This is a genomic window from Brucella rhizosphaerae (assembly GCF_002252475.1).
In the GTDB taxonomy this organism is placed as follows: Bacteria; Pseudomonadota; Alphaproteobacteria; order Rhizobiales; family Rhizobiaceae; genus Brucella; species Brucella rhizosphaerae.
Map to the genome: position 1 here is coordinate 1 of NZ_NNRK01000029.1, position 24,421 is coordinate 24,421.

The following is a 24,421-nucleotide window of genomic DNA, read 5'->3' on the forward strand; positions in this document are numbered from 1 at the left end:
TTATTACGTTCAAACTTGCTTTTTGCCATCGCCGTTGTTCTCTTTGTTCTAGAACCGCTCGAGCGTCAGCACGAAAATCCATCAGACTTTCAGGCCGACATTTATGCCAAAACGGAACGGCGAACCGCCCGTCGATGATTCCTTACATGCCTATCCGCTCTTGAAAACTGGAGCGGGTAACGGGAATCGAACCCGTGTATTCAGCTTGGAAGGCTGCTGCTCTACCATTGAGCTATACCCGCATACTCTAAACTCTGATCCGACAGTGGTGGAGGAAGTTGGATTTGAACCAACGTAGGCTTAGCCAACGGATTTACAGTCCGTCCCCTTTAACCGCTCGGGCATTCCTCCTAATATCACTATCAGCAGAGTCGAGTAACTAGGCATTTTCTGCAGAATGTCTGGTTGGCTGTTGAGCCCACCGTCGTTCTGCGAGGGGGCTTATGCCGATATGCGCTCGTCCTGTCAACAGGGTAAAAGTGAAAAGAATGCATATCCTTCCAATAGTTGCAGGTGGCAGCCTATGAAGGTTTCGGCAGAACCGCCGAAAATCAGGGCTTATGGCCGATCAGGCTACAAAATTTCCAGGTTCATTTAACTGCTATCGAGCTATCTTCCCTGCTGTGGACAGGATATAAGCGCCTCATGAACGATCAAAATTCTCCCCGTACCCCAAAAGATTCTCATTATGCGCGTCTGCGCCGCGAACATCGCGACCATAAAGCCGCATCGGAAGGCAAGGCTCCACACAAGCCTCAGCGTGCCCCGATCCCCGCAGGTCGTGTTGCAGAGGGAACAGTCCGTCTTTACGGCCTGCATACCGTACGCGCTGCAGTAGAGAATCCCACGCGCAAGATCTTGCGCATGTGCGCCACACGCAATGGATTCGCTCGCCTTGAAATTGGCGAAGCGGAAACTCTCCCCTTCCCTGTTGAAATTGTCGAACCGAAAGACATCGACAAAGAGACAGGCTCAGACGCTGTGCATCAGGGCGTTATGATTGAAGCAGAACCGCTTCGACATAAGAAGCTGTCGGAATTAAAAGAAAGCCCGCTTTTGCTGGTTCTCGATCAGGTGACTGACCCACATAACGTCGGCGCTATCATTCGTTCGGCGGTTGCTTTTGGTGCAGGCGCATTGATTACGACAAGCCGCCATAGCCCACAGGAAAGCGGCGTTCTCGCGAAAGCTGCTTCCGGTGCGCTGGAATTGATTCCCCACATTGAAGTGCGCAATCTGTCGGAAGCGATTGAAGAGCTTCATTCGCTTGGCTTCATGACCATAGGCCTTGATTCGGAAGGTTCGCTGGAAATGGAAGCAACGCTGACCGGTGATCGCGTAGCTCTCGTGCTGGGCGCCGAAGGTAAGGGATTGCGCCAGAAGACACGCGAAACAGTGAATGCGCTGGCACGGCTCGATATGCCGGGTGAGATCAAGTCGCTCAACGTTTCGAATGCGGCTGCTGTTTCGCTTTACGCCGCTGAGCGCTATCTGCGCGCACGCCGTCCTTCGTAAGGAACTCGGCCTAACTCCAACATCTGGAGCGTTTCATACGCTCCAGATTATGATTCGGCGCTCAAACGTTTTCCAACGTGCATCTTATCCGAGAACGCTCACCGTTTTCGATGTGCATATTTGATCACGCAGTCGCTATGTAGGTGCGAATATCTTCCGCCTCGCGTTCCACATCCTCAATGCGTCGCTTCACAACGTCACCGATGGAAATAATTCCAGCCAATTTGCCATTCTCTTCCACCGGCATATGGCGGAAACGATTGTGCGTCATGATTTGCATCACCTGATTGATCGTGTGATGTTCCCGGCACACCTGCACTTTCGAAGTCATGAATTCTGAAACAGGCAAATCCACCGCCTTTTCCTTCATGGCCGCAATTGCACGCACCACGTCACGTTCAGAGAGAATCCCTTTAATGTGGCCTGCCTCATCGCAGGCAACAATTGCACCGATTTTATACTGGGCAAGAATGGCAATGGCGTGTGAAAGCGTATCATCAGGTCTGATGACAACGACATCCCTGCCTTTGTTTTCGAGAATCGATCTAACGGTCATGCCAAAGTCCCTCCCAAGGTTCAGCAGTCGATCATGCGGCTCTGCCGCTTGATTCTAAAGCATCGGCCCAAAAATCGGAATCGATTTTTGGAAAGTGCGATGCGTAGGTTCAATAGTTTCGAGCGTCCTTTTTACGCCCAAGGGCGCGCACGGCGCTCTAACGCAACTCCTCCAGCTGCGTTCCCAAGATGGTGCGCTTTCAATGCCCGCTTTGCAAGCGGACTAAATAGGGAGGGGCAGGTCAGCGCCGTATCACGGCATCATAGCTGCGCGGCTTGTCGAGCAGTGAAATGCCAAAGAACCCGGCAATAAATCCGCCAATATGTGCTTCCCAGGCAATACCAGACAGATCTGCCCCGCCGGTCGAATAAAGGCCCGTAAAAATATTGATCAGGAACCAGATTCCAACGAAGGTCAGCACAGGCTTCAATGTCAGCGTAAGGCCAATTGGCAAAACCGGCCCGGCAAATTCTGATCTGCGTGCAAAACTGACACGGCGAAATCCATAACGCGCAGCAGCCCCCATCATGCCGGAAATCGCTCCGGAAGCCCCAACAAGCGGCGTCACGCTTTCGGGGTAAATGGCATAATGCGTCAGCCCCGCAATCACTGAGGTCAGAATCCAGAAGATGATCATCCGCCCGGTGCCAATGCGTCCCGCCAGCGGGGAACCGAATGCGGCGAACCAGATCATGTTAACCGCGATATGGGCAAACCCACCATGCATGAAGGAGTAACTGATGAGCGTGAACAGCGCTGCAGGATCGGAAAACCCGTCTGCCAACGAGAAACGTGCCGGAATCAAAGCGAAGTTCAGCATGAACTCATAGTTCTGCTGCTCGCTGATAATGTAGTTCTGATAAATATAGACGCCTGCGCAAATTGCCATCAGCGCCAGAATGACGCTCGGTATGTTGAATATCGGCTCACCGCCGCCTGATCGTCTCGAATCATTCATATTTCCGCGCATTTCAGGCTGAGGCGTACTCATAAATTGCCGCTTTCCATCTGCCAGAGACCGGATGCGCTGATTGCACATCTTAAGAGTTGAGATTCTTGATAAGTGACAATTCATTAAAAATAAAGGCCGCCGGAGGGTCCCGGACGGCCTTGTCGCAAATGTTTGATATTTGCGAGACATAATCTGGAGATCAGAAAAAAGCCAACCAAGACAAAGGCTTCTTCTGATAACTCATCAAACTGCTATAAAAGAATTTTTGCAACTATTACTTCTTGTTAACCTTAACAAGCACGCGTCGTGGATGAATAAAGGGTTAAGCTGGCATCCTTCCCGTTAATACTATTTTAATGCGCTGACCGATGGGTCCAGCCCGCAAAACCTGACGAACGGCCAGAGAGCAACAAGCAGCGCATAATGAAAAACCGCAGCACGATCGCAATCTTCAGCGAATGGCAGCGACTGGCTTTGGGTCAGAGCAACCTTCTGCAGGCGCCGCAGCGCGAATCGATCCAGCCACGCAAACTGGGACGGCATCTGTCTGATCTGTTTTTTCTTGAAGAAGACGAAAATGGTCAGTTGATGTTCCGTCTCGCCGGCACCCGCATCTGTGCTTTGTTCGGACGAGAACTAAAGACCACCCGTTTTCTATCACTTTGGCCTGAGCGAAACCGCCCTGCCCTTAATGAACTTGCGCGCAACATCAATTCTCTTCTGGTTCCCGCATTGAGCCAGCATGACGGAATCAGCCTTTCGGGACGCAGCCTTTCATTTGAAATGCTGCTTGCTCCGCTCGAACCGAGCGAAAACGGCAGGCTCAATCTACTCGGCAACATCTCCGTTCTTGATGACATCGCCTGGGCCGGCGCCGACCCGCTGGTTCTGGGCAACCTCAACAGCATTGTACCACTGGCGCCCGATCTCGCGGTGGACCAAGAGCTTCGTAAGCCCGCAGTGGTGACCATGAATGGTGCAAATGCCGCCAACAGCACCCGCCGCTGGGCAACGCCGGTGCCATCTCGCGATATGCCCGCTCTGCGCGTCATTACAGGAGGCAAAGCCTGACACGGCCTTCAGATGTGCATTGTAAGAAGGTAAACGCGCACTAAGGTTACGGATTGGCAAATCGAATCTAAGGCCACATTCGGCATCAAAAGGCCATAAATCATGCTATTATGGCTCGAAACACGGCATTTCTGAACAAATCATTGCTGAACTCAGCACGATTTTATTCAAATTAGATTCGCATTTTCGCGTCTGAATTTCCCCGCTCTCAAAGTCTTGCACGCATTCTTGTTTCCAACAGGGAGACAAAAAGAATGACAAAGCAGACAATCATCGCAGCAATACTGGTTCTTTTGGGAACGGCTTTCGCACAAGCAGCAAGCCCGGCATCAAACTCGCATTGGATGCCCACCGGCGATCGCACCTCACAGCCAATCGGACATTATGAATTTTGCGAACGTCACGAAGCCGAATGCAGGATCACCAGCACCAACAGCGCGCCTCTGAAACTTAATCAGAAAGTCTGGCAGGAAATCATTGCTGTTAATGCCAGCGTCAATGAACGAATCGCGCCGCGCACGGACATGGAAGTCTGGGGGAAAGAGGAATATTGGGAATACCCAACCACGGCCGGTGATTGCGACGATTATATGCTGCTTAAACGTCGTGAATTGATAACACTCGGAATTCCCGCAAACACACTGCTGATGACCGTGGTTCGGCAATCGAATGGTGAAGGCCATGCGGTTCTGACTGTGCGCACGGATCGCGGCGATTTCATTCTCGACAATCTTGATCAGCGCGTGCGCGTCTGGAACGACACCGATTACACATTCCTCAAACGCCAATCCACGACCAACACCGGCGCATGGATATCGATCAAAGATGGTCGCGATCAGTTCGTCAGCAGCATTCGCAACTGATTTTCGATGAATCCTCGAGCGGCCTGCGTTCAGACTGAACTGTTGAAACCGCTCTGTCTATTTGGTTTCCAGCAAAATCGTTTCGCACTTTTGCTGGAAGTGCTTCAATTGAGAAAGGGACGGGTTGTCATTCCCCGTCCTTTTTTATGCAGGTTCCAGACCACGCATGAAGGACTGCCCCTTCTCGACATAATGCTGGGCTGACAGCTTCAGCTTTTCCGCAGACGAAGAATCAAGCTCCCGAATAACGCGTGCTGGAGAGCCAACAATCAGCGAATTATCTGGAAACTCTTTGCCTTCTGTCACAAGCGCGCCAGCCCCAATCAGACAATTGTTTCCGATCTTCGCACCATTGAGAATAATCGCACCCATGCCGATTAACGTGTTTTCACCAATCGTGCAGCCATGCAGGATAGCGCGGTGCCCAATGGTGCAGCCTTTGCCAATTGTAAGCGGAAAGCCAATATCCGTATGCATGATGCAATGCTCCTGCACATTGGTGTTAGCACCAACAGTGATCGGTTCATTATCGCCACGCAAAACAGCACCGAACCAGAAACCAGCATTTTCGCCGATCACCAGCTTGCCGATCAACGTTGCATCCGGCGCGATCCAGTTGCTGGCACGATCGACAAATTCCGGCCGATGGCCATTATACACGTAGATTGGCATGAGCTTTCCTCCATCATAAATTTTGTAGCAAGATGCGCTATTTATCGTGGGAACGGAATGCGGCTTTCAGACAATAGACGGTCGCGATCAAAAAGATAACGGCAGCAAAAAGCTTGATCCCTACAATCGTTGAAAAGAATCCCCAATCGTCAGGCCAGCGGGAGGTGCTGCGTAACCGCCCCATATGGGCCGATATTGTCATTTTTCCTGTCGCGATGTTGTGAATTGCGCTGCGGACCAGAAAAAACACGATCAATGCGCCCAGCACCGTACTTGCCCATAGCGAGCCTCTCGAAAAGGCTCGCATTTCTCCGAGAGGCCGATTCTCAGGATCGGGCTTTACCTCGCGCGTTTCGCGCTCGCGTATGTTGAGCCAGGAAGGAAGCCGTTTGTCGTCATCGCCCTCTGCCATAGTCAGGGATAATCGCAGATTTCATAGCCGCTGCTTTCAGCCTCGACTGCTGCCTTTATCCAGTAAAAGACATTTCCGTCACCCTTGAGCTTGCCCTGACACAACGCAACGACATTACCCTGTCCAGCCGGTGCTTTTGTCGCGCAGGATGCTTTCCAGCTTGCAAAACGCTCAATCGAACCATCGATAATTTCCGGAAAACCAAAATAGATTTTGCTCATTTTCTGGGCCAGTTCCGGGCACGTTCCATCATCATCGATTGTCTGTGCCTGGGCTGTGGACGCAGCAAAGCTCATGAAGAGCACGGCTGCTAGGCTCGTAAATGAGAATCTCATCTTGTCTCCCGGCAGTTCTTCAGAGCGCGTTTCAATCTGATTGAATCAGATCAGCGCTCTCATTATCTGTTTTCACGCGCATCTTTTCCGAAAACCGTTTCACACTTTTCGGGCTGCGCTCTAATCTGTTGCTATTTCTAGAATATTTCGAGCGTAAGTGCGAAGCAGTTTTGCGTCCGATATGACATAGAATGGAAAGCGGCCTGACGATTCCGTTCAAGCGGAACTTCTTTCGAGAAGTCATCAACAAACATCAAGCCAATAAAAAACGCCCTCCCTGCAGCAGCAGGAAGGGCGTTCTTGTTGACTTCAACGGATCTCAGAGATCGACGTCGAGAATTGCCATCGAGAAATTGTAGGACAGTTCGCCGTCGTCTTCATCCTTGTAGACAAGACCCAGGAACTCGTCTTCCAAATACACCTCGGCAGAATCGTCCTTGCGTGGACGTGCCTTCACCTGAAGGCCCGGATTGTTGAAAGTCCGCTTGAAATAGGCGTCGAGTTTCTTGAGTTCTTCGGGTTTCAACCGGCTTCTCCTGCTATTGATTTGAGGCCGGTTTAATGCACCCGGCCTTATGTGATGTAAAGCACTAACACGTGCACTGCCGCACGCATGCACGAATAGTTATGAACCGTTAAGCGTGATATAGGCCGACCCGAATAAAAAACCAGAAGATGGCCCTATTCGCGGTCTGAAAGATCGATAAAGCAATCAGATTCCTTCGCCGAACATATGTTCGCCGAATGCAGCTTCGCTCAACATCTGATCCATGACGCGCGAAGGCTCGGAGCAACCACTCTCGCCAACCACCTTCGCGGGCACGCCAGCCACAGTCGCATTTTGTGGCACAGACTTGAGTACCACCGACCCCGCAGCAATCTTTGAGCAATTCCCAACTTCAATATTGCCAAGAATTTTGGCACCTGCCCCAATCAGTACGCCGTGACGAATTTTGGGATGACGATCACCACTGGCTTTGCCGGTGCCACCAAGGGTCACACCATGCAGGATAGAGACATTGTCTTCGATCACAGCTGTCTCACCGACCACAAGCCCTGTGGCATGATCGAGAAACAATCCGCTGCCAAACTGTGCAGCAGGGTGAATATCTGTCTGAAAAATAGAAGATGAGCGGCTTTGCAGATAATAGGCGAAGTCCTTGCGCCCTTCTTTATAGAGCCAATGCGCCAGACGATGGGTTTGGATCGCATGAAAGCCTTTGAGATAAAGAACCGGGTCCATGAAACGGTTATAGGCCGGATCGCGATCATAAACCGCCTGAATATCCACCCGCACAATATGCGACCATTCCGGATTTGCCTCCAACATTGCATCGAAGGTCTGTCGCAAAATATCTGCACTCACATCCGCATGTCCCAGACGCTCTGCAATACGATGCATCACGGCATCTTCCAGTGTCGACTGGTTGATAATCGTCGCATAAAGAAACGTTCCAAGCACGGGATCGTTCTTGGCAGCTTCTTCCGCCTCGGCGCGGACGGAATGCCAGATTGGATCAACCTGCCCCAGAGATGGGGATGCTTTCGCGTTCGTACGAACTGACATTATGCACGCTCCAATTTTTCTCAACGCGACGTGAGCTCAGCGAATAACATATCGCAAAATACCGTGCCTTTACACCGCATAAATCTTATAGCTGCGTTTCGCGCAACTGAATGAAATCCAGCCTAGTGGATTAAATTTTACGTTTCTCCGGCACTTGTAATCGAGGGATAAAGGCGCCGGAACCAGACCACCAGAGCATTTCTGGATTAAGTTGAATCATTAGAAATGCTCTATCTTTTTGTTTTGACACACATCTTTCTCCGAAAACCGGTTCACACTTTTCGGGATGTGCTCTCGTTACTCAAAGAGAGTTTTCTTCCAGAAAGGCCAAAACGCCTTTCTTATAAACCTTGTCACCCACCGCCAACATATGATCGCGGTCAGGAATATCGAGCGCCCGGCCATTTGGCAGCATATCTGCCAGTTCCTGCGCATTTCCTGCAATATCGTCAGTCGTACCGACCGCTACAAGGACCGGCTGCATGATGCGCGCAATCGCCTCAGCAGAAACCAGTTCCTTGGAGGTAATGACACATGCCGCCAGCGCGATCCGGTCACTCTTGGTCTGATCAGCAAATTTACGGAACATCAATCCGCGTGGATGGGTGATCGTTGATGGATCGGCAGCGAGAAGCGCTTCACCAATCGGCTCCCAATCACCCGCACCTGTCACCATTCCGATGCCAAGACCACCAAATACAGCACTATGGACACGATCAGGGTGTTCAATTGTAAGAAAGGCGCTGATACGTGCCCCCATCGAATATCCCATCACATGGGCTTTTTTTATGCCCAGATGATCAAGCAGCGCAGCCGCATCACCAGCCATCGCGCTCGGCGTATAATCATCTGCTTCATGGCTTTTCGCTGAAAAGCCGTGGCCGCGATTGTCTATGGCAATAACACGATAGCCAGCTTCGGTCAGTGTACGAAACCAACCGGGCGACACCCAATTGACAAGGCTTGAGGATGCAAAGCCATGAATGAGCAAAATCGGGTCGCCTTCTCCATCCTGACGATACGCAAGACGCAAACCATCATGTTCGAAATATTCGATATCGAGGGCACTCAATTTTGCATTCCTTTTGATTTTCTAAGAGCATTTCCGGCATAGTTGGGAAACGGTTCTATGTTGGACAATGCATAAACACAACGAGTTGGAGCGATTCCGCGTCTCAGATAAGCTGACGCTCAGAATGCGAGGCGTTAACCGCGACACTCGCCACAAATGGTTTTATGGATCGCTTTGTCGCCACGCTTGATACCAGTCCGTTTAACGGTGCCGGCAAGAAGTTCAACGACATAAGCCGCGGGGCCTTGCGAAGAAATAATGTCTTCCGAGAAGGGTACGGCATTTTCATGAATTGCCGACACGCGGCCTTTGTCATCGAGGAAAACCATATCCAATGGCGATGGCGTGTTCTGCATCCACATCATAACGCTACGCATTTCACCAAATATGAAGAGCATGGCTCTGTCCTTTGGGAAGTCCGTGCGCCACATCAGCCCCCGCACGCGCGCCTCATCAGTCGCAGCAATTTCCAATCCGAACGACACTTTGCCGTTCGATGTCATGAAGGTAAGTGGCTCTTTGTCCACTGGCAAAAGCATGGGCTTGGTTTCCTGCGCCTGGGCAGAAAACGCAAAGAAAATAAATGCAAATGCGAAAAGAATCCGGCCCATTACCTGCTCTTGTCCTGCGTGCTCGTGTTGAATGCCTTAAGACAGGCAATCAAGAATGCTGCGTTTGAGCGGCGGAGACTATCAATGAGACTTTGTCGCGGCAAGGCCCAGTCACCAGCATCACCGGCTTGTGACATCTTATGAAAAGACCGATTAGTGCGAAACAGGAATGGCTGTACCGATATCCGGATGAATTTCAGCAGCCATGAGGCCTTTATCGCCGTTACCGAAGCGGATCAGGACAACCTGACCGGGACGTAATTCCATCATTCCGAAACGACGCAGCGTTTCCATATGAATGAAAATATCTTCAGTGCCCTCACCGCGCGTCAAAAAGCCAAAGCCCTTGGTGCGATTGAACCACTTGACGATCACACGTTCCAGACCACTGGACGGCGTAACACTAACATGTGTACGTGGCGGCGGCATCTGCGCAGGATGCACCGCAGTCGACGTATCCATAGACAGAACACGGAAGCATTGCATGCCGCGATCGCCATTGCGAACTTCACAAACAATACGAGCACCTTCAAGTGCTGTTTGGAAGCCGTCGCGGCGAAGCGAGGTGACATGCAGCAGGATGTCGGAAAGACCTGGCTGGTCGGGAACGATGAAACCGTAACCCTTTGCAACGTCAAACCACTTGATTTGGCCGGACACTTCAATAAGTTCGCCTAGCTCTTCTGAGGAGACCTGACTGCGAAACTGGTCATTCGACACAGATTTGTCCGCCATGCGCTCGTCCCTCCTCTGCTGTTCCGTTGCGATTCTGACCTGATTCTTGACCAAAGAATAACACTTCCTTAACCGGATGCGGCAAGCCTAAACTTATGTAGTCCTGAGGATGACCACAGGCTTTGTGCGTTCATCGTTAATTCGTAAATTTCTCAAATGCGAAATTGCCTTTTCAAAAACATATGGCAGCAGGGAAATTCGACAACTTGCTTACTTGCGTTTTCACACAAGTGACCTATCCACAAACCGCTCTTAAATATTCCGCAAAACAAACTGGCAACTTGAAGCGCATCCGGAAAGCGTGAAACGACTTTCGACCCGAGATACAAGTGAACACAAACAATTAGCGCTGTGACCTGATAAATTAGATCGAAACGCGCTTTTTGCCACAAAAAGCTGAACCATTCATCGGGGGAATACGTTACATCCCTTACGACCGGCCGGTATACGAACCAGGAGAAGACTATGCGCTATCTGCACACGATGGTTAGAATTCGCGACATCGATGAATCGCTCGACTTTTATGTGAACAAGTTTGGCCTTGAAGAAATTCGCCGCACCGAGAACGAAAAAGGCCGCTTCACCCTGATTTTCCTTGCCGCTCCATCGGATAAGGACAAGGCCAAGGCAGAACGCGCCCCTGAACTCGAACTGACCTATAACTGGGACCCAGAAACCTATAGCGGAGGTCGCAATTTCGGCCATCTCGCTTATGCGGTCGACGATATCTATGAGACTTGCCAGAGACTGAAGGATGCAGGCGTCACCATCAACCGCCCGCCGCGTGACGGTCATATGGCTTTCATCAAGTCTCCTGATGGTATTTCCATCGAGCTGATCCAAAAGGGTGAGCGCCTTGCACCACAGGAGCCATGGGCTTCAGCCGAGAATATTGGCAGCTGGTAATTACGAAAAAGGCCCGGTCTTTCGACCGGGCCTTTTCATTACAATAAGTCAGTTTATTCCGTTCCCTGAATGGCTGCCAGCTGCCATTCTCCGCCGTCCTTGCGGGTAAAGGTCCAGACTTCGACGCTTTCAACCGGCTCATCCGGATTACCTTCAACGACTGCACCTGTGTTACGGTCCAACATGATGTCGATGGCCGAATAGCGGATGGCAACCGTCGCATAATCGACATCGCCTTCACGCCAGGCTTCAGAAACGTCACCCTGGAGCAGCTTTACGTCCTTCACTTCATTGCGCATGCCGCTGGAAGCAATTTCACCAAGCTCTTCAGCGAGGTAAGACATGGCTTCCGGCGTTGCAAGCTTGCGAAGAGTGGCATAATCCTCGCGGCCATAAGCCGTCTGAATTTCCGAAAGCATCTGCTCAAAACGGTCGAGTTCTTCCTGACCGACATCCATCGGCTCTTCTTCAACAACGGGCGCTGCCGGTGTCTCAGCCTGTTTGGCTTCAAATGGATTGACCGAAGGCGTACGGCTACCAAAGCCTGCCTGTGGTGTTGCAGTCTTAGCGGCGCCAAAAGGCTGCGCACCGCTAAAAGGCTGCGCACCAGCATTGCCTGCACCTGCTGCAGCCGTCTGACGACGATTAGCAAACATGCGCATGACAAACATCGCGATCAACGCAATGACACCAACCTGCAGAAGAAGACCAAACATCCCGGCAAGGCCGCCAAGGCCGTTACCAAGCATCATTCCGATCAGACCACCCACAAGCAGACCACCAAGCATGGAACGACCAAAATTGCCGAACATGCCACCTGAACGTGGCGCCGCCGCTGCATTCTGAGCGCCAGCAGCAGGACGATTAGCCTGCGTGTTGGTGCCTGTGTTCGGCGTCATTGAACGTTCCATTGGAGCGGCATTGTTTGGCGCTGTGCGTGTCGGCGCTGGCGCCTGATAAGTACGTGCACCACGGCTACCAAAACCGCCGCCGCCTGCACGGCGAGCCTCGGCGAAATCAACAGCGGCAAAAGAGGCTATAAGGCCAAGGACCATTGCAGCGGTCAGTTTGGTCAGGCGGTTTCCGGAACCCGGCATCTGTATCTCCCAATAGAGTCATCACTGAATGTTTTAGTCCGACATCATATGGGAATTCACCCCTGCCGTTCACAAGGGTGTGAAGTAAAAAAATCAAGAAATTTCAAATAGGCACGGCAGCATCCAGAATCTGAATCTGAGGTGTGACCGAACCATTCCAATGGTTGAGCGACAGATTGCCAACCACATGCACACTCTGACCAATATTACTGAACAAAAAGCGCCCGAGATCGCCCTCCGCAGCCCTGAAAGCAATCGCATTAACCCGTTTTCCATCTGCACCGCGCAGCGCGACCCGAACATGATCGCGCCCCACGCCGCGCACATCCGCCAGCACATGATGCGGCAATGCAAGCACCGGCTGCGGATGCCCCGATCCAAATGGCCCCGCTTTCTGCAACGATTCATGAAGCGAAACCGTAGCACCAGAAGCAGCAACCGCACCATCGACTGAAAGACTCTGGTTTTGGCGGAGCCGCGCAACGCTATCTGCAGATTCCTCTTCAAGAAACGCACGAAACGCCCCAAGTTTGCCGCGCTCAATGGTTATGCCTGCCGCCATGGCATGGCCGCCGCCCTTGATCAGCAATCCTTTGTCGACAGCATTGCGAACAAGCCTTCCGAGATCGAACCCTGTTATTGAGCGCCCAGAGCCAGAGCCGGTTCCATTGGCATTAAAGGCAATGGCGAAAGCCGGGCGACGTGCCTTTTCCTTAAGACGCGACGCGAGAAGACCAACAATGCCAGGGTGCCAGTGATCGTTCGCGGTCACGATCACAGAAGCGCCCGCCCCGCCGGAAATCTCCAGCGACGCTTCCGCTTCTGCCTCCATCAGCATTTCGGCTTCCATTGCCTGCCGTTCCTGATTGAGCCGATCAAGCTCTGCCGCAATCGGGTCGGCAGCAGTTGAATCGTCAAGCGTCAACAGGCGTGCGCCAAGCCCGGCATCGCCAATACGACCACCCGCATTGATACGCGGCCCGATGAGATAACCAAGATGGAAAACATTCAGCGGCTCGCCAATACGCGAAACACGGCCAAGCGCTGCCAATCCGGCATTGCTTTGGCTACGCGCGACCAACAGTCCTTTGACAACAAAGGCACGGTTGACCCCTTTGAGTGGCACAACATCACAAACCGTTGCGAGTGCAACCAGATCAAGCATACCAAGCAAATCCGGCCCTGCACCTTTTCCGCGTTCGCGCAAAACTTTGGTCACCTGGACAAGCGTCAGGAAAACAACGCCTGCCGCGCAAAGATGCTCCTGCTGCGAAATGTCATCCTCACGATTGGGATTGACGATTGCAACCGCATCCTCAGGCAGGTCGCCTCCAACCTGGTGGTGGTCGAGAACCACAACATCAGCCCCCACCTCTCGCGCAGCAGTGATGGATGGCGCGCTGTTGGTGCCGCAATCAACTGTCACAATGAGCGACGCACCCTTCGCAACCAGTTCACGCATGGCATCCGGGTTGGGGCCATAGCCTTCAAAGATGCGATCCGGGATATAGATCGAATGTGTGATGCCGTAATGCTTGAGAAAACGTGCCATTAACGCAGATGAACACGCACCATCGACGTCATAATCGCCAAAAATGGCGACAGTCTCGCGACGCATGATGGCGTCGGCAATCCGGTTCGCCGCCTTGTCCATATCCGTCAACATCGCCGGATCGGGCATCAGATTGCGCAAGCTTGGGTCAATGAATTCAGGCGCACCTTCAACCGTCACACCACGTCCGGCAAGGACGCGCGATACCAGATCAGAAATACCGTGATGCTGGGCTATTGCCAGCGCTGTATTGGCTTCACGGGGTCCAAGCCGGTCGATCCATTTCTGGCCAGTTACAGAATTCCGGATACCGAGAAAAAAGCGTTCTGTTGTCATGGTTTCTTAAAGACACAAAAGGCGGCATTTTTGCAATGCCGCCTTTGTTGATTACAGTTTGAGTAATTTTAAAACTTCGACAGATCCTGATGTCTTGCCTTGATTTCGCGAACCGTCTGCGAACTTGAACGCATGACGATCGTGTGCGTCTGGATATAGTCGCGGGCAAATTTAACGCCTGAAAGCATATTACCGTCGGTTACGCCTGTGGCAGCAAACAGCACGTCACCCTTGGCCATTTCTTCCATCGTATAAATCTTTTTAGGGTTCGAAATGCCCATCTTGGCTGCGCGAGCGATCTTCTCATCGGAATTGAGCTGGAGGCGGCCCTGCATCTGGCCACCCATGCAACGCAATGCGGCAGCAGCCAACACGCCCTCTGGTGCGCCGCCAATACCGATATAAATATCGATGCCCGTTTCATCCGGGTTGGTCGTGTGCATCACACCGGCAACATCACCATCGCCGATCAGACGAATAGAGGCGCCAGTTGCCCGCACTTCCTCAATCAGCCGCGCATGGCGTGGACGATCCATGATGCAGGCGGTAATTTCGTGCGGCTTCACGCCTTTGGCTTTAGCTATCGACATGATGTTATCAGTCGGCGTCGCGTCAAGATCGACGACACCCTTTGAATAGCCGGGCCCCACAGCAATCTTTTCCATGTAGACGTCTGGCGCGTAGAGCAGATTGCCCTTCTCCGCGATAGCGATAACCGCGAGCGAATTTGGCAGGTTCTTGGCACAGATCGTTGTGCCTTCAAGCGGATCAAGCGCTATATCGACATCCGGTCCCTGCTTGGTGCCGACTTCTTCGCCAATATAAAGCATCGGCGCTTCATCGCGTTCGCCTTCCCCGATCACGACCGTACCAGCAATCGGCAGGCGGTTCAGTTCCTGACGCATGGCATCAACAGCTGCCTGATCCGCAGCCATTTCATCGCCGCGTCCACGAAGGCGCGCTGCAGCAACCGCTGCACGTTCAGCGACGCGAACCAGCTCAAGCGTCAGAATACGATCAAGTCCATGGGCCAATCCATGAGGTTGTTGTTCTGCAGTCTTAGCCATGTGAACAAAGTCCCGAATTCGAATTGCGTTGATGCGTTCGTATAACGCCAGTGTCGCTACTTATAGCGACATTATGCAAATCTTTTGTCAAAGTCTCCCGCGCCCTGCAAGAGAAAGAACGGTAAAAATATTTTGCACTCAAGCTCTTAATCGATTTAGCGACACACGCTTGATTTCATGTCATGGTCGGACGTGAACGAACACATCCGACCATCAATATCAGAAAACCGAAAGCAACCGGAAGAAGTTCTGATTGATCAACCTCTGGCTGCTTTGAAGAAAACCTCCGGGCTATCCACTTCGATCAGCTTTTTTCTGTCGATCATCCAGAAACGATTTCCCACATTGCGAACAAAACTGCGATCATGCGAGACAATCAGGCTGGCTGTCTCATCGCTCAGCAATTCGGCTTCCAGCGCTTCCTGGCCATCGATATCCAGATGATTGGTTGGTTCGTCCAGAATATAGAAATTCGGTTTGCTCAGTCGCAGAACCAGCATGGCAAGGCGCGCCTTCTGCCCACCAGAAAGCCGGGACAATGGTTTTACCTGCATTTCCAGCGTCATACCTGCACCGGCCAACAAAGATCGAGCGCGCTGATCCCCAACATCGAAACGCCTCATGATTGTTTCAAACGGTGTCCAGTCGGCTTTCAACTCGGAAAGTGCCTGATCGCTATAACCCAGCACAAGCGATGGCGTAGCCTTGATGCCGAAAAGTGAATTTTCCGGATGAAGAACGGCTTCGCGTACCAAAGTGAGTAGCCGCGTCTTCCCCGTTCCGTTGGCACCGAGCAAAACGATCCTGTCGCCAGGATTGATCCACAACTGACCAGTTTTATAAAGCGACCGGCCATCAGGCGTCGCAATCTCCGCCTGATCCAGCACGATCAACGCCTTGGCATGGCTACCACGTCCATCAAGCTTGATCTTACCGGCAGAGCGATCGATATGAGCCGCCTTGGCAGTCTCTTCAATTTTTTCAGCACGCGCGCGCAGCTGCTTGGTTTTCACCACCAGCAAATCACTACCCGAATTGATGCCTATATTGTTGAGCTTCGCCGCCTGTTTGCGCAGCTGCTGGACCGTTTTCATGTCTTTTTCAAACTGGCGCGCATCCGCAGCATCAATCTCGTCAAGCGCAACACGAGCCTGACTATAGGGCAACGCAAAGACAAACGACTTCTCTGCACGCAGGAAAAGCGTTCGTTTCGTTACGGCATCGAGGAAAGCCCGGTCGTGACTACAGACGATCACTGCTACTGAACGAGGAAGCGCATCAAGCCAGTTTTCCAGCAAGTTCACTTTCTCCAGATCAAGATGATTTGTAGGTTCATCCAGCAAGAGTATGTCGGGTTCAGAAACCCAGGTCCGCGCCAGAAGTGCCAACCGTTGCCAGCCTCCGCTCAACTGGCGAATAGTGAGTTCACGCAGCGCCACCGGCACATTCAGATCATCCAGCACGATATCGGCACGCCAGCTTTCATAATCACGGGCGTCTTCATCCAATCCGGCAAGCACAACATCGTAAAACGACATTTCCATGAGATCATCGGAGACATATTGGCTGACATAGCCGATTTTCAATCCGCGCGAACGCGTAATGACACCACTTGTCGGCTCGCCCTCTCCCACGATAAGGCGCAAAAGACTGGTCTTCCCACGTCCATTGGCTGCGACAATTCCAAGTCGCTCTCCCTCGCCCACAACAAAATCGAGGTTTGCGAATAAGGTCTGATGAAGGGTAAGCGAAAGATTTTGAATAGAAATAAGAGACATGGCAATAAGCCCAATTCTGCCAAGCACCGATGAGCAGCTTCCAAAAAGCTTCGATCACTATGCTTGCAAATTTTTGGCTACAGCAATTCAAGCTGAGCCTTCAGAAAAAGGCAGAAAAAGACCCTTGTTTAAGTCTTAATCGGCCCTGCACAGTTTACTGTTGCAGGGCAAAATCAGGGCCGTACTGACGATGACAATCGTGACGCGTCACATCCATCATACAGCCCTCCTTTTCCATGTTTGTCTCTCAATCGGACTATTCCGATTGGCACTTATTAGCAAAGTCATTGCCGCCCTTCAAGAGCGGCAACCTTGTTGGAAATGTCAGCCTGCGCGTTCGATACGGATCATCTGGGGCTTACTGACCAGGTGATCATCCTTGAGGATCGCCTCAAGAGCTTTCTTCACCGCAGATTCGGTCGTCTCATGCGTAACAAGGATAACCGTCTTGATGCCGTCACTCACGTCACTGTCCATCAGAGGACGCTGAACGATTGATTCGAGTGAAATGTCATTTTCGGCCATACGCTTGGCGATCGCAGCAAACGCACCGATGCGATCATAGACTGTCAGGCGAATGAAATAGCCACCGGCATGCTTGCGCATTTTGGCGCGCTTGTAAGGCTGCAACGCCTTCGCAGGCGTGCCGAAAACCGGACCATGCTGGAAACCGGGACGGCTCTTGGCAATATCTGCCAGATCGCCAATCACAGCCGATGCAGTCGCATTGCCACCGGCACCCGGACCGGAAAGCAGTAGTTCCCCGAGAAGATCAGTCTCAATAGCAACCGCATTGGTCACACCATGCACCTGCGCAATGACCGACGAGGTTGGCACCATGGTTGGGTGCACGCGCTGTTCGATACCGGTATCTGTCTTCTGCGCAACGCCAAGCAGCTTGATGCGGTAACCAAGCTCATCAGCGGCGCGGATATCGGCCAGCGAAATATTGCTGATGCCTTCAAGGTAAATGTCGTCGGCAGCAATCTGCGTTCCAAATGCAAGGCTCGTCAGCAGCGCAAGCTTATGTGCCGTATCATTGCCTTCGATGTCGAAAGTCGGATCAGCTTCGGCATAGCCGAGACGCTGTGCATCAGCCAGACAATCTTCAAACGAAATCCCCTCTTCCCACATACGGGTGAGGATGTAATTACAGGTGCCGTTCATGATGCCGTAAACGCGCGAAACCGTATTGCCGGTCAGCGATTCACGCATAGCCTTGATAACCGGAATACCGCCTGCAACGGCTGCTTCAAAGTTGAGAAGCACACCTTTTTCTTCGGCGATCTTGGCGAGCGCCACGCCATGCTTTGCAAGAAGCGCCTTATTTGCCGTCACCACATGGCGACTTGCGCGCAATGCAGCTTCTACCGATGCTTTTGCCGGACCTTCGTCGCCGCCGATCAGCTCAACAAACACATCGATATTAGCGCTCTTCGCCAATTCAATCGGATCGTCAAACCACTCAATTCCATTGAGATCGATCCCACGATCCCGAGTTCGGTCGCGAGCACTGACAGCAGTAACCGTTACTTGCTTGCCGCACTGACGAGTGAGCATTTCGGCCTTGTCACGTAGAATACGCAACACCGAAGCACCAACGGTGCCCAGTCCGGCAACGCCGATCCGCAATGCATCACTCATTATCTCGACCTTTTGAATTGTTGGATTTCGATATGGGGAAACAAGGGCCGACAGACGCGGCCCCTGATTTACTCGGTTAAAACCTCTTAACGGCGACCTTCGAGCGGAATGACGTTATGCAGGTTCTCGTCCTTGGTAGACAGGAAACGCTTGATGTTGCGTGCAGCCTGACGAATGCGATGCTCGTTCTCGACAAGCGCGATACGAACATATTCATCACCATGCTCGCCGAAGCCCACGCCCGGAGCAACAGCCACATCGGCCATTTCTACCAGCAGCTTCGAGAATTCCAATGAACCCAGCGCGCGGAAACGCTCTGGAATCGGAACCCAGGCAAACATGGTTGCCGCTGGTGGCGGCACATCCCAGCCTGCACGGCCAAAGCTGTCAACCAGCACATCACGGCGCTGCTTATAGACATTACGCACATAAGCGATATCAGAACCGTCGCCGTTGAGTGCGGCGGTCGCAGCAACCTGAATAGGCGTAAACGCGCCGTAATCGAGATAAGACTTCACACGCGTAAGTGCCGCAATCAGACGTTCATTGCCAACCGCGAAGCCAATGCGCCAGCCCGGCATGGAGAATGTCTTAGACATCGAGGTAAACTCGACTGCCACATCCATAGCGCCAGGAACTTCCAGCACCGATGGCGGCGGATTATTGTCGTCGAAGTAGATTTCCGAATAAGCCAGATCGGAGAGAATGATCAGATCATTCTTGCGTGCGAAATCAACTACATCCTTATAGAAATCAAGGGTCGCCGTATAAGCGGTTGGGTTCGACGGGAAGTTGAGGATCAGCGCCAGCGGTTTTGGAATGGAGTGCTTGACGGCACGATCCAGCGCTCGGATAAATTCTTCATCCGGCTTTGCGGGGATCGAACGGATCACGCCGCCCGACATGATAAAGCCGAACGAGTGAATCGGATAAGTCGGATCAGGACAAAGCACGACATCGCCCGGAGCCGTAATGGCCTGCGCCATATTGGCGAAACCTTCCTTGGAACCGAGAGTCGCGACAACCTGTGTATCCGGATTGAGTTTCACTCCGAAACGGCGCGCATAATACTGCGCCTGAGCGCGGCGAAGGCCGGGAATGCCCTTCGACGATGAATAGCGGTGCGCACGTGGGTCCTGAACAGCTTCGCAAAGCTTATCGACGATGTTCTTTGGCGTCGGCAGATCAGGGTTACCCATTCCGAGATCTATGATGTCGGCTCCGGCCGCTCGCGCCGATGCCTTCAGGCGGTTAACCTGTTCAAAGACATAAGGTGGCAAACGACGGACTTTATGAAATTCTTCCGACATGATCCTGTTCCAGAAGGGGGTTGATTGAAACGGCGCGTATGCGCCGGGTTAGGAGCTATACACCTGTTATCGAATCGGGTCGAGACTTGTTACAGTCCTGAAATGAAGCTTTTTTCTTTCGAAAAAGCCTACTCTGCTCCGGCTTCGATCTGCTTGAGGGTGGCATCTGTTTCTTCCTGCGCCTGTTTGCGCATGGCAGCAGCCTGAGCAGGTGTCAGTGCTGTATTGGAAGAGCGCGTGGCCGCAAGACGGGTGCGATCAGAATCAAGCCCAGAAGTAAGCTGTGCTTTTTCTTCCGGGGTAATCTGTGTAGTCGCAGCCTTAGGCATACGGCCAAAGGTTGGATAGGTATCCGAACGTTTGGCACCTTCCTGCGGCGTACCCTGAAATTCAGGACCACTGGCACAGCCCGCGAGAAACGCCACGGCCGTTGCTGCCAGCATAAGATTGGCAATCTGCCGCGTGCTCTTGGTCATGTTTCCGGTCCCGATCCTGATGTTCTGCATGATGTTCTAAATGCGCTAAATGCGAAACCTAGCCCAACACAGATAATATAATGTGAAATGGATAGCACCAACTCGATGCGTCATGTCAACAAGCGAGTTGTGATTGGGGATATTCCACACCGCGAGAAATGGCCATCAGCCACAAGTATAACCAAAAATTACAGATAGTAATATTGCGTTATATTGCTGTAATGCGCGTGTAATTTATGCCACCATAAAACACATAGTGCTTTCAATAGTTGCGTTTGGCAGTTAAAAACCCTAAAAATTGGTTACAAATGTCCATTCGGTGATTTGTACCTTCACGCTTCAATGCGATTACAGATGTGATGTATTCGTTATAAAGCGCTGAAACTCTTGGTTTATCTACCCCGGTCCAGATGACCGGTTTCTGTGAGTAAATTCGCCATCGAATGATTGAGCGAGACTCACACGGGAGAGCCAATCTCCCGAAATCAGGCGGGCACGGATTTTTTTCCGCTCGTCAGACTTGAAGGCCACAAAGCTAAGACGTCGATCTGGAGCAGACATTGAAATTCGCAGAACCATCGCATCGGACAGCCAGAAGACTACTTTCAGGTAGCGTAGCCCTCCTTGCGCTCGTTTTGTCGTCTTGTACATCTACCGGCAACGGCACGTCGCCTTTACAAATGACGAACAGCGCCGATGGGTCCATGATTGCCGACACGCTGCAAAGCGCGGCCGATCAAACCATTGCTGCCGAAGCAGCTGCGGAATCAGGAAAAACTGAGGCAGCAAAGCCAGCCGCCGTTGCAGAAACGAAGTCTGCCGACAAAGATCAGAAGCCAGCAACGGTCACTGCGGCAGCAACTGAAGCCGCACCGGCACAGGATGGCTCCATTCAGGTAGCAGCCCTCGCCCCGCAGACGAAGTCTACGTCTCTGTTTGGTATGTTTGGCAAAAAGCCGGGCGAATCTCCTGCGGCTTTAGCGCCTGCATCTGAACAAACAGAAGCCGCGAAGACCGAACAACCCAAAGAAGAAGCGACAGCAGCGGCTGAAGCAAAGCCTGAAACACCCGAAGCCAAACAGGCCGAAGCGCCAAAACCTGCAGAACCAGAAAAACCTGTTCAGGTCACATCTCTTTTCGGCTCTACCAAAAATGCCAACGCATATGCCTCGCCGCAGCGCCCCACAACCGCCGGTCAGGGCAGCATCGCACGCCTCTTCAACGATGAAGCTGCAAGCGGTTCGGGCACCTCACAGAATAAGAAGCTAGCTGTTGTGCGGCCCGGCGCGAAATCGAAGCAAGAATATAATTATTCGTTGCCTGGCGTACGCCCCAATGGTGGTTTCGAAATCAAGCATCGCAAAAGCATCTATGATGACAGCGATATTGATGCCAACGAATATGATGATTACGCTGGCGTCCAGCTGGCATCGGCCCCCGGCCTCGCGCGTCTTGCGCCTAACGGCCTGAAGGTTCAGCGCGAGACTGTAGATGTTGCCTGCCTCAAGCCGCAGCTTGTCAGCATGTTGAAAACCATGGAACGCCACTTCCGCAAGCCGGTCATGGTGACATCGGGCTACCGCAGTCCATCCTATAACCGCAAGGTCAACGGTGCCCGCAAATCACTTCATATGATTTGTGCCGCAGCAGACATTCAGATCGATGGCGTTTCAAAGCATGAAATCGCCCGCTTCGCCAGAAGCATGCAAAGCCGTGGCGGCGTAGGCACCTATTGCCATACCACATCAGTTCATGTGGACGTGGGCCCGGAACGCGACTGGAATTGGAGTTGCCGGAAATAATCTGCATCATTAAGCCGGGCATAGGAGCGCGGATTTTTGTTATTTTTCAAAGAGATAACGGCTTTATTCACAGCGCGGATATGCGCAAAAACAGCCTTAACCGAGTTTTTTTTAGAAAAGTTATATTAAAGGCTTGCGAGTCAGGTTCTTCCTGAATATAAGCCCACTCACACCAGCAACAGGCGCCCATCGTCTAGCGGTTAGGACAGCGCCCTTTCACGGCGCAGACAGGGGTTCGATTCCCCTTGGGCGTACCATTTGCTGGTATTTATTTTCCAAAGACACTATCGATAACATGTAATAGCGAGATCACCTGCTGTGAGGCTTCACGCGTGAACTTTGGAATGACCGCCTTTGACCGGCTCACCTATCCCTTTGTTTTCACAGGAAACCTCGCCTGAACCGCAGAGGCAAAATTTTCTTGGATTTTTCTAAAAAAGGGCTTGCGCGTCAGAATTTTCCTGCCTATAAGCCGACCCACACCAGCAACAGGCGCCCATCGTCTAGCGGTTAGGACAGCGCCCTTTCACGGCGCAGACAGGGGTTCGATTCCCCTTGGGCGTACCATTTGCTGGTTTTTGTTTTTCTCCCGAAGAATTGATATTTTGTTCCGTGACATCGCTTTCGAAGCAATGTTACGCACTGTCCGTAAAACTTGAAATTGGACAGCAAGATTATGGCAAAAACCACCGCAATCGTACCAACCACACACGCCAGCCGCTATTTGCAACAGCTTTGCAAACATTGGGCGCACAAGTTCACCGTCGAGTTCACGCCGGAGCATGGTCGAATCGATCTTGGCGAGAATCGCGTTGTGTTGATGGATGCAAATCCAGAAAACCTGGTAACGACAGTTGAAGCACCTGCAGAAAACCTCGCACAGATGGAAGATGTTGTTGCAAGCCACATCGTGCGCTTTGCATTCCGCGAAGAGCTGGTTTTCAATTGGGTGAAGCAATAGGCGCTAAAGCGCTTTTCGATCTGATTTAATCAGATCGGCGCTCCAATTGTTTGTTTTTACGCGCATCGTTTCCGAAAACCACTTCACACTTTTCGGGATGCGCTCCAGTTGCACGTATCTGTTCCTCTGAAAAATTGCCCGCGAAATGCCTCGAATAACCTTCTTCGCATCACATTGCGGGCTAAATCTCACGCGAAATTCTCCACCACTCACAAATGATTTGGTGGCGATGACGATGACCAGTGAAACGAGAACGACGCTTACTTTGCTCAGTGCTGGTCTTATTGCGGCAATGCTCGTCCTTGGTGCAGATATGAGCTGGGTGGACGTGGCAAAGATTCTGTTCTGATCCATCTGCTCAACATACTTGCAACGGCGCATTCATGAGCCTACATCGGCTCATGCTTTTCCCAACTCCCCTTGTCACCGGTCGCCTGGAGCGGCGCTATAAAAGGTTTCTCGCCGACATTACGCTCGACGATGGAGGCTTTATTACCGCCTCCGTTCCCAATACCGGCTCCATGATGGGCCTGACTGCTCCCGGCTCCCGTGTGTGGTTGAGCATCTCTGACGCCCCTCACCGCAAATATCCACATACGCTCCAGATCGTTGAAGCTGACAACACACTCGTTGGAGTCAATACGGGCCTGCCCAACAAGATTGCAGAAGAAGCCATTCTGGCCGGCATGATTCCCGACTTGAAAAATTACGGGCTTCTCAAGCGCGAACAGAAGTACGGTCGCAACTCGCGTATTGATATTCTGCTGGATGATGGAGATCGGCCCCGTGCTTACGTGGAAGTGAAGAATGTTCACTTCATTCGCACGCCGACCCTTGCTGAATTTCCCGATACCGTTACTGCGCGCGGCGCGAAACATCTCGACGAACTGGTCGATGTGGTATCCGCTGGCCATCGGGGCGTGATGGTGTTTATTATCCAGCGAAACGATTGCAACCGATTCAGCATCTCGGGCGATCTCGATCCGACTTATGCACGCGCATTTGATCGCGCACGAGCCGCCGGGGTTGAGGCTTGGGCCATTCGATGCCAAATAACAGCAAATGGCATCGACGCTGAAACTCTGGTGCCAATAGAATATTAGAGCGCGGCCCGAAAAGTGTGAAACGATT

Annotated in this window: 24 protein-coding genes and 4 tRNA genes; 9 read left to right on the forward strand and 19 right to left on the reverse strand. The window is 52.0% G+C overall.

The annotated features are described in order from the left end of the window. Nucleotides 1-168 precede the first annotated feature (168 nt). Nucleotides 169-242, reverse strand: a tRNA-Gly gene (locus CEV32_RS12715). Nucleotides 243-266: 24 nt separating this feature from the next. Beyond that, nucleotides 267-351 (reverse strand) — tRNA-Tyr (locus tag CEV32_RS12720). A gap of 294 nt (nt 352-645) precedes the next feature. On the opposite strand from CEV32_RS12720, the gene rlmB reads away from it, so the two are divergent. Further along, nucleotides 646-1,515, forward strand: a complete 870-nt coding sequence (gene rlmB, locus CEV32_RS12725) for a 23S rRNA (guanosine(2251)-2'-O)-methyltransferase RlmB (protein ID WP_094577854.1) — start codon at nt 646-648, stop codon at nt 1,513-1,515. 124 nt (nt 1,516-1,639) lie between these two features. Here the strand turns inward: rlmB and CEV32_RS12730 are convergent, their stop codons facing one another. Both CEV32_RS12730 and CEV32_RS12735 read right to left on the reverse strand, forming a co-directional pair. Further along, nucleotides 1,640-2,071 carry a CBS domain-containing protein gene (locus CEV32_RS12730; RefSeq protein ID WP_094577506.1) on the reverse strand — a complete coding sequence of 144 codons (432 nt, stop codon included), beginning with the start codon at nt 2,069-2,071 and terminating at the stop codon, nt 1,640-1,642. A gap of 241 nt (nt 2,072-2,312) precedes the next feature. Then, on the reverse strand, nt 2,313-3,062 hold the full coding sequence (locus CEV32_RS12735; RefSeq protein ID WP_094577507.1) for a rhomboid family intramembrane serine protease: 750 nt from the start codon (nt 3,060-3,062) through the stop codon (nt 2,313-2,315). 384 nt (nt 3,063-3,446) lie between these two features. Between CEV32_RS12735 and CEV32_RS12740 the strand changes: the two genes are divergently transcribed. Together CEV32_RS12740 and CEV32_RS12745 are read left to right on the forward strand one after the other, a co-directional pair. Then, nucleotides 3,447-4,094 (forward strand): PAS domain-containing protein, encoded by a 648-nt coding sequence (locus tag CEV32_RS12740; RefSeq protein WP_094577508.1) that lies wholly within the window; start codon nt 3,447-3,449, stop codon nt 4,092-4,094. A 254-nt stretch (nt 4,095-4,348) separates the two neighbouring features. Next, entirely contained in the window at nt 4,349-4,957 is a 609-nt protein-coding gene (locus tag CEV32_RS12745) for a transglutaminase-like cysteine peptidase (protein WP_094577509.1), read from the forward strand. Between the two features lie 144 nt (nt 4,958-5,101). On the opposite strand, the gene CEV32_RS12750 is transcribed toward CEV32_RS12745, so the two are convergent. The 8 genes from CEV32_RS12750 to CEV32_RS12785 all read right to left on the reverse strand — a co-directional run bounded on the left by CEV32_RS12750 (nt 5,102) and on the right by CEV32_RS12785 (nt 10,361). Then, a complete protein-coding gene (locus CEV32_RS12750) occupies nt 5,102-5,629 on the reverse strand; it encodes a gamma carbonic anhydrase family protein (RefSeq protein WP_094577510.1) in 528 nt (175 codons plus the stop codon). A gap of 37 nt (nt 5,630-5,666) precedes the next feature. Next, nucleotides 5,667-5,897 carry a hypothetical protein gene (locus tag CEV32_RS23440; protein ID WP_143128826.1) on the reverse strand — a complete coding sequence of 77 codons (231 nt, stop codon included), beginning with the start codon at nt 5,895-5,897 and terminating at the stop codon, nt 5,667-5,669. A 146-nt stretch (nt 5,898-6,043) separates the two neighbouring features. Continuing rightward, complete coding sequence (locus tag CEV32_RS12760) at nt 6,044-6,376, reverse strand: hypothetical protein (RefSeq protein ID WP_235818816.1); 333 nt, start codon at nt 6,374-6,376, stop codon at nt 6,044-6,046. Nucleotides 6,377-6,695: 319 nt separating this feature from the next. Next, nucleotides 6,696-6,902 (reverse strand): DUF3126 family protein, encoded by a 207-nt coding sequence (locus CEV32_RS12765; RefSeq protein WP_094577513.1) that lies wholly within the window; start codon nt 6,900-6,902, stop codon nt 6,696-6,698. 186 nt (nt 6,903-7,088) lie between these two features. Next, nucleotides 7,089-7,943 (reverse strand): serine O-acetyltransferase, encoded by an 855-nt coding sequence (gene cysE, locus CEV32_RS12770; RefSeq protein WP_094577514.1) that lies wholly within the window; start codon nt 7,941-7,943, stop codon nt 7,089-7,091. 301 nt (nt 7,944-8,244) lie between these two features. Further along, nucleotides 8,245-9,015, reverse strand: coding sequence for an alpha/beta fold hydrolase (locus CEV32_RS12775; protein WP_094577515.1), 771 nt, complete (start codon nt 9,013-9,015; stop codon nt 8,245-8,247). A gap of 134 nt (nt 9,016-9,149) precedes the next feature. After that, entirely contained in the window at nt 9,150-9,626 is a 477-nt protein-coding gene (locus CEV32_RS12780) for a DUF192 domain-containing protein (RefSeq protein WP_094577516.1), read from the reverse strand. A 153-nt stretch (nt 9,627-9,779) separates the two neighbouring features. Further along, the gene (locus CEV32_RS12785; protein ID WP_094577517.1) at nt 9,780-10,361 is read right to left on the reverse strand and encodes a cold-shock protein; all 582 of its coding nucleotides are present in this window, start codon (nt 10,359-10,361) and stop codon (nt 9,780-9,782) included. A gap of 465 nt (nt 10,362-10,826) precedes the next feature. Here CEV32_RS12785 and gloA point away from each other — a divergent pair, with 465 nt between their 5' ends. Beyond that, the gene (gloA, locus tag CEV32_RS12790; RefSeq protein WP_094577518.1) at nt 10,827-11,267 is read left to right on the forward strand and encodes a lactoylglutathione lyase; all 441 of its coding nucleotides are present in this window, start codon (nt 10,827-10,829) and stop codon (nt 11,265-11,267) included. 53 nt (nt 11,268-11,320) lie between these two features. Here gloA and CEV32_RS12795 read toward each other — a convergent pair whose 3' ends face one another. The 7 genes from CEV32_RS12795 to CEV32_RS12825 all read right to left on the reverse strand — a co-directional run bounded on the left by CEV32_RS12795 (nt 11,321) and on the right by CEV32_RS12825 (nt 20,527). Further along, nucleotides 11,321-12,364, reverse strand: coding sequence for a Tim44 domain-containing protein (locus CEV32_RS12795; protein ID WP_094577519.1), 1,044 nt, complete (start codon nt 12,362-12,364; stop codon nt 11,321-11,323). 103 nt (nt 12,365-12,467) lie between these two features. Beyond that, nucleotides 12,468-14,252: a single-stranded-DNA-specific exonuclease RecJ gene (recJ, locus tag CEV32_RS12800; protein ID WP_094577520.1), complete on the reverse strand. Its 1,785-nt coding sequence runs from the start codon at nt 14,250-14,252 to the stop codon at nt 12,468-12,470. Nucleotides 14,253-14,320: 68 nt separating this feature from the next. Continuing rightward, a complete protein-coding gene (glpX, locus tag CEV32_RS12805; protein WP_094577521.1) occupies nt 14,321-15,319 on the reverse strand; it encodes a class II fructose-bisphosphatase in 999 nt (332 codons plus the stop codon). Nucleotides 15,320-15,576: 257 nt separating this feature from the next. Beyond that, nucleotides 15,577-17,097, reverse strand: coding sequence for an ABC-F family ATP-binding cassette domain-containing protein (locus tag CEV32_RS12810; protein WP_094577522.1), 1,521 nt, complete (start codon nt 17,095-17,097; stop codon nt 15,577-15,579). A 324-nt stretch (nt 17,098-17,421) separates the two neighbouring features. After that, nucleotides 17,422-18,741 (reverse strand): homoserine dehydrogenase, encoded by a 1,320-nt coding sequence (locus CEV32_RS12815; RefSeq protein WP_094577523.1) that lies wholly within the window; start codon nt 18,739-18,741, stop codon nt 17,422-17,424. Between the two features lie 86 nt (nt 18,742-18,827). Beyond that, a complete protein-coding gene (locus tag CEV32_RS12820; RefSeq protein WP_094577524.1) occupies nt 18,828-20,051 on the reverse strand; it encodes an LL-diaminopimelate aminotransferase in 1,224 nt (407 codons plus the stop codon). 128 nt (nt 20,052-20,179) lie between these two features. Then, a complete protein-coding gene (locus CEV32_RS12825; protein ID WP_094577525.1) occupies nt 20,180-20,527 on the reverse strand; it encodes a hypothetical protein in 348 nt (115 codons plus the stop codon). A gap of 560 nt (nt 20,528-21,087) precedes the next feature. Between CEV32_RS12825 and CEV32_RS12830 the strand changes: the two genes are divergently transcribed. The 5 genes from CEV32_RS12830 (at nt 21,088) to sfsA (ending at nt 24,393) form a co-directional block, all read left to right on the forward strand. Then, nucleotides 21,088-22,329, forward strand: coding sequence for a D-Ala-D-Ala carboxypeptidase family metallohydrolase (locus CEV32_RS12830; protein WP_094577526.1), 1,242 nt, complete (start codon nt 21,088-21,090; stop codon nt 22,327-22,329). A gap of 182 nt (nt 22,330-22,511) precedes the next feature. Next, nucleotides 22,512-22,586 (forward strand) — tRNA-Glu (locus tag CEV32_RS12835). 235 nt (nt 22,587-22,821) lie between these two features. Continuing rightward, nucleotides 22,822-22,896, forward strand: a tRNA-Glu gene (locus CEV32_RS12840). Nucleotides 22,897-23,005: 109 nt separating this feature from the next. Beyond that, the gene (locus tag CEV32_RS12845; protein ID WP_094577527.1) at nt 23,006-23,290 is read left to right on the forward strand and encodes a DUF2218 domain-containing protein; all 285 of its coding nucleotides are present in this window, start codon (nt 23,006-23,008) and stop codon (nt 23,288-23,290) included. A 401-nt stretch (nt 23,291-23,691) separates the two neighbouring features. Next, complete coding sequence (sfsA, locus tag CEV32_RS12855) at nt 23,692-24,393, forward strand: DNA/RNA nuclease SfsA (protein WP_094577529.1); 702 nt, start codon at nt 23,692-23,694, stop codon at nt 24,391-24,393. Nucleotides 24,394-24,421: the final 28 nt, after the last annotated feature.

Excerpts from the sequence above, each read along its gene's own strand:
- cysE (WP_094577514.1), bottom strand. The coding sequence starts at position 7,943 with ATGTCAGTTCGTACGAACGCGAAAGCATCCCCATCTCTGGGGCAGGTT.
- CEV32_RS12785 (WP_094577517.1), bottom strand. The coding sequence starts at position 10,361 with ATGGCGGACAAATCTGTGTCGAATGACCAGTTTCGCAGTCAGGTCTCC.
- CEV32_RS12740 (WP_094577508.1), top strand. The coding sequence starts at position 3,447 with ATGAAAAACCGCAGCACGATCGCAATCTTCAGCGAATGGCAGCGACTG.
- glpX (WP_094577521.1), bottom strand. The coding sequence starts at position 15,319 with ATGGCTAAGACTGCAGAACAACAACCTCATGGATTGGCCCATGGACTT.
- CEV32_RS12735 (WP_094577507.1), bottom strand. The coding sequence starts at position 3,062 with ATGAGTACGCCTCAGCCTGAAATGCGCGGAAATATGAATGATTCGAGA.
- CEV32_RS12810 (WP_094577522.1), bottom strand. The coding sequence starts at position 17,097 with ATGTCTCTTATTTCTATTCAAAATCTTTCGCTTACCCTTCATCAGACC.
- gloA (WP_094577518.1), top strand. The coding sequence starts at position 10,827 with ATGCGCTATCTGCACACGATGGTTAGAATTCGCGACATCGATGAATCG.
- CEV32_RS12780 (WP_094577516.1), bottom strand. The coding sequence starts at position 9,626 with ATGGGCCGGATTCTTTTCGCATTTGCATTTATTTTCTTTGCGTTTTCT.
- CEV32_RS12750 (WP_094577510.1), bottom strand. The coding sequence starts at position 5,629 with ATGCCAATCTACGTGTATAATGGCCATCGGCCGGAATTTGTCGATCGT.
- rlmB (WP_094577854.1), top strand. The coding sequence starts at position 646 with ATGAACGATCAAAATTCTCCCCGTACCCCAAAAGATTCTCATTATGCG.
- CEV32_RS12845 (WP_094577527.1), top strand. The coding sequence starts at position 23,006 with ATGGCAAAAACCACCGCAATCGTACCAACCACACACGCCAGCCGCTAT.
- CEV32_RS12730 (WP_094577506.1), bottom strand. The coding sequence starts at position 2,071 with ATGACCGTTAGATCGATTCTCGAAAACAAAGGCAGGGATGTCGTTGTC.
- CEV32_RS12825 (WP_094577525.1), bottom strand. The coding sequence starts at position 20,527 with ATGACCAAGAGCACGCGGCAGATTGCCAATCTTATGCTGGCAGCAACG.
- CEV32_RS12760 (WP_235818816.1), bottom strand. The coding sequence starts at position 6,376 with ATGAGATTCTCATTTACGAGCCTAGCAGCCGTGCTCTTCATGAGCTTT.
- CEV32_RS12820 (WP_094577524.1), bottom strand. The coding sequence starts at position 20,051 with ATGTCGGAAGAATTTCATAAAGTCCGTCGTTTGCCACCTTATGTCTTT.
- CEV32_RS12745 (WP_094577509.1), top strand. The coding sequence starts at position 4,349 with ATGACAAAGCAGACAATCATCGCAGCAATACTGGTTCTTTTGGGAACG.
- CEV32_RS12795 (WP_094577519.1), bottom strand. The coding sequence starts at position 12,364 with ATGCCGGGTTCCGGAAACCGCCTGACCAAACTGACCGCTGCAATGGTC.
- recJ (WP_094577520.1), bottom strand. The coding sequence starts at position 14,252 with ATGACAACAGAACGCTTTTTTCTCGGTATCCGGAATTCTGTAACTGGC.
- CEV32_RS12815 (WP_094577523.1), bottom strand. The coding sequence starts at position 18,741 with ATGAGTGATGCATTGCGGATCGGCGTTGCCGGACTGGGCACCGTTGGT.
- sfsA (WP_094577529.1), top strand. The coding sequence starts at position 23,692 with ATGCTTTTCCCAACTCCCCTTGTCACCGGTCGCCTGGAGCGGCGCTAT.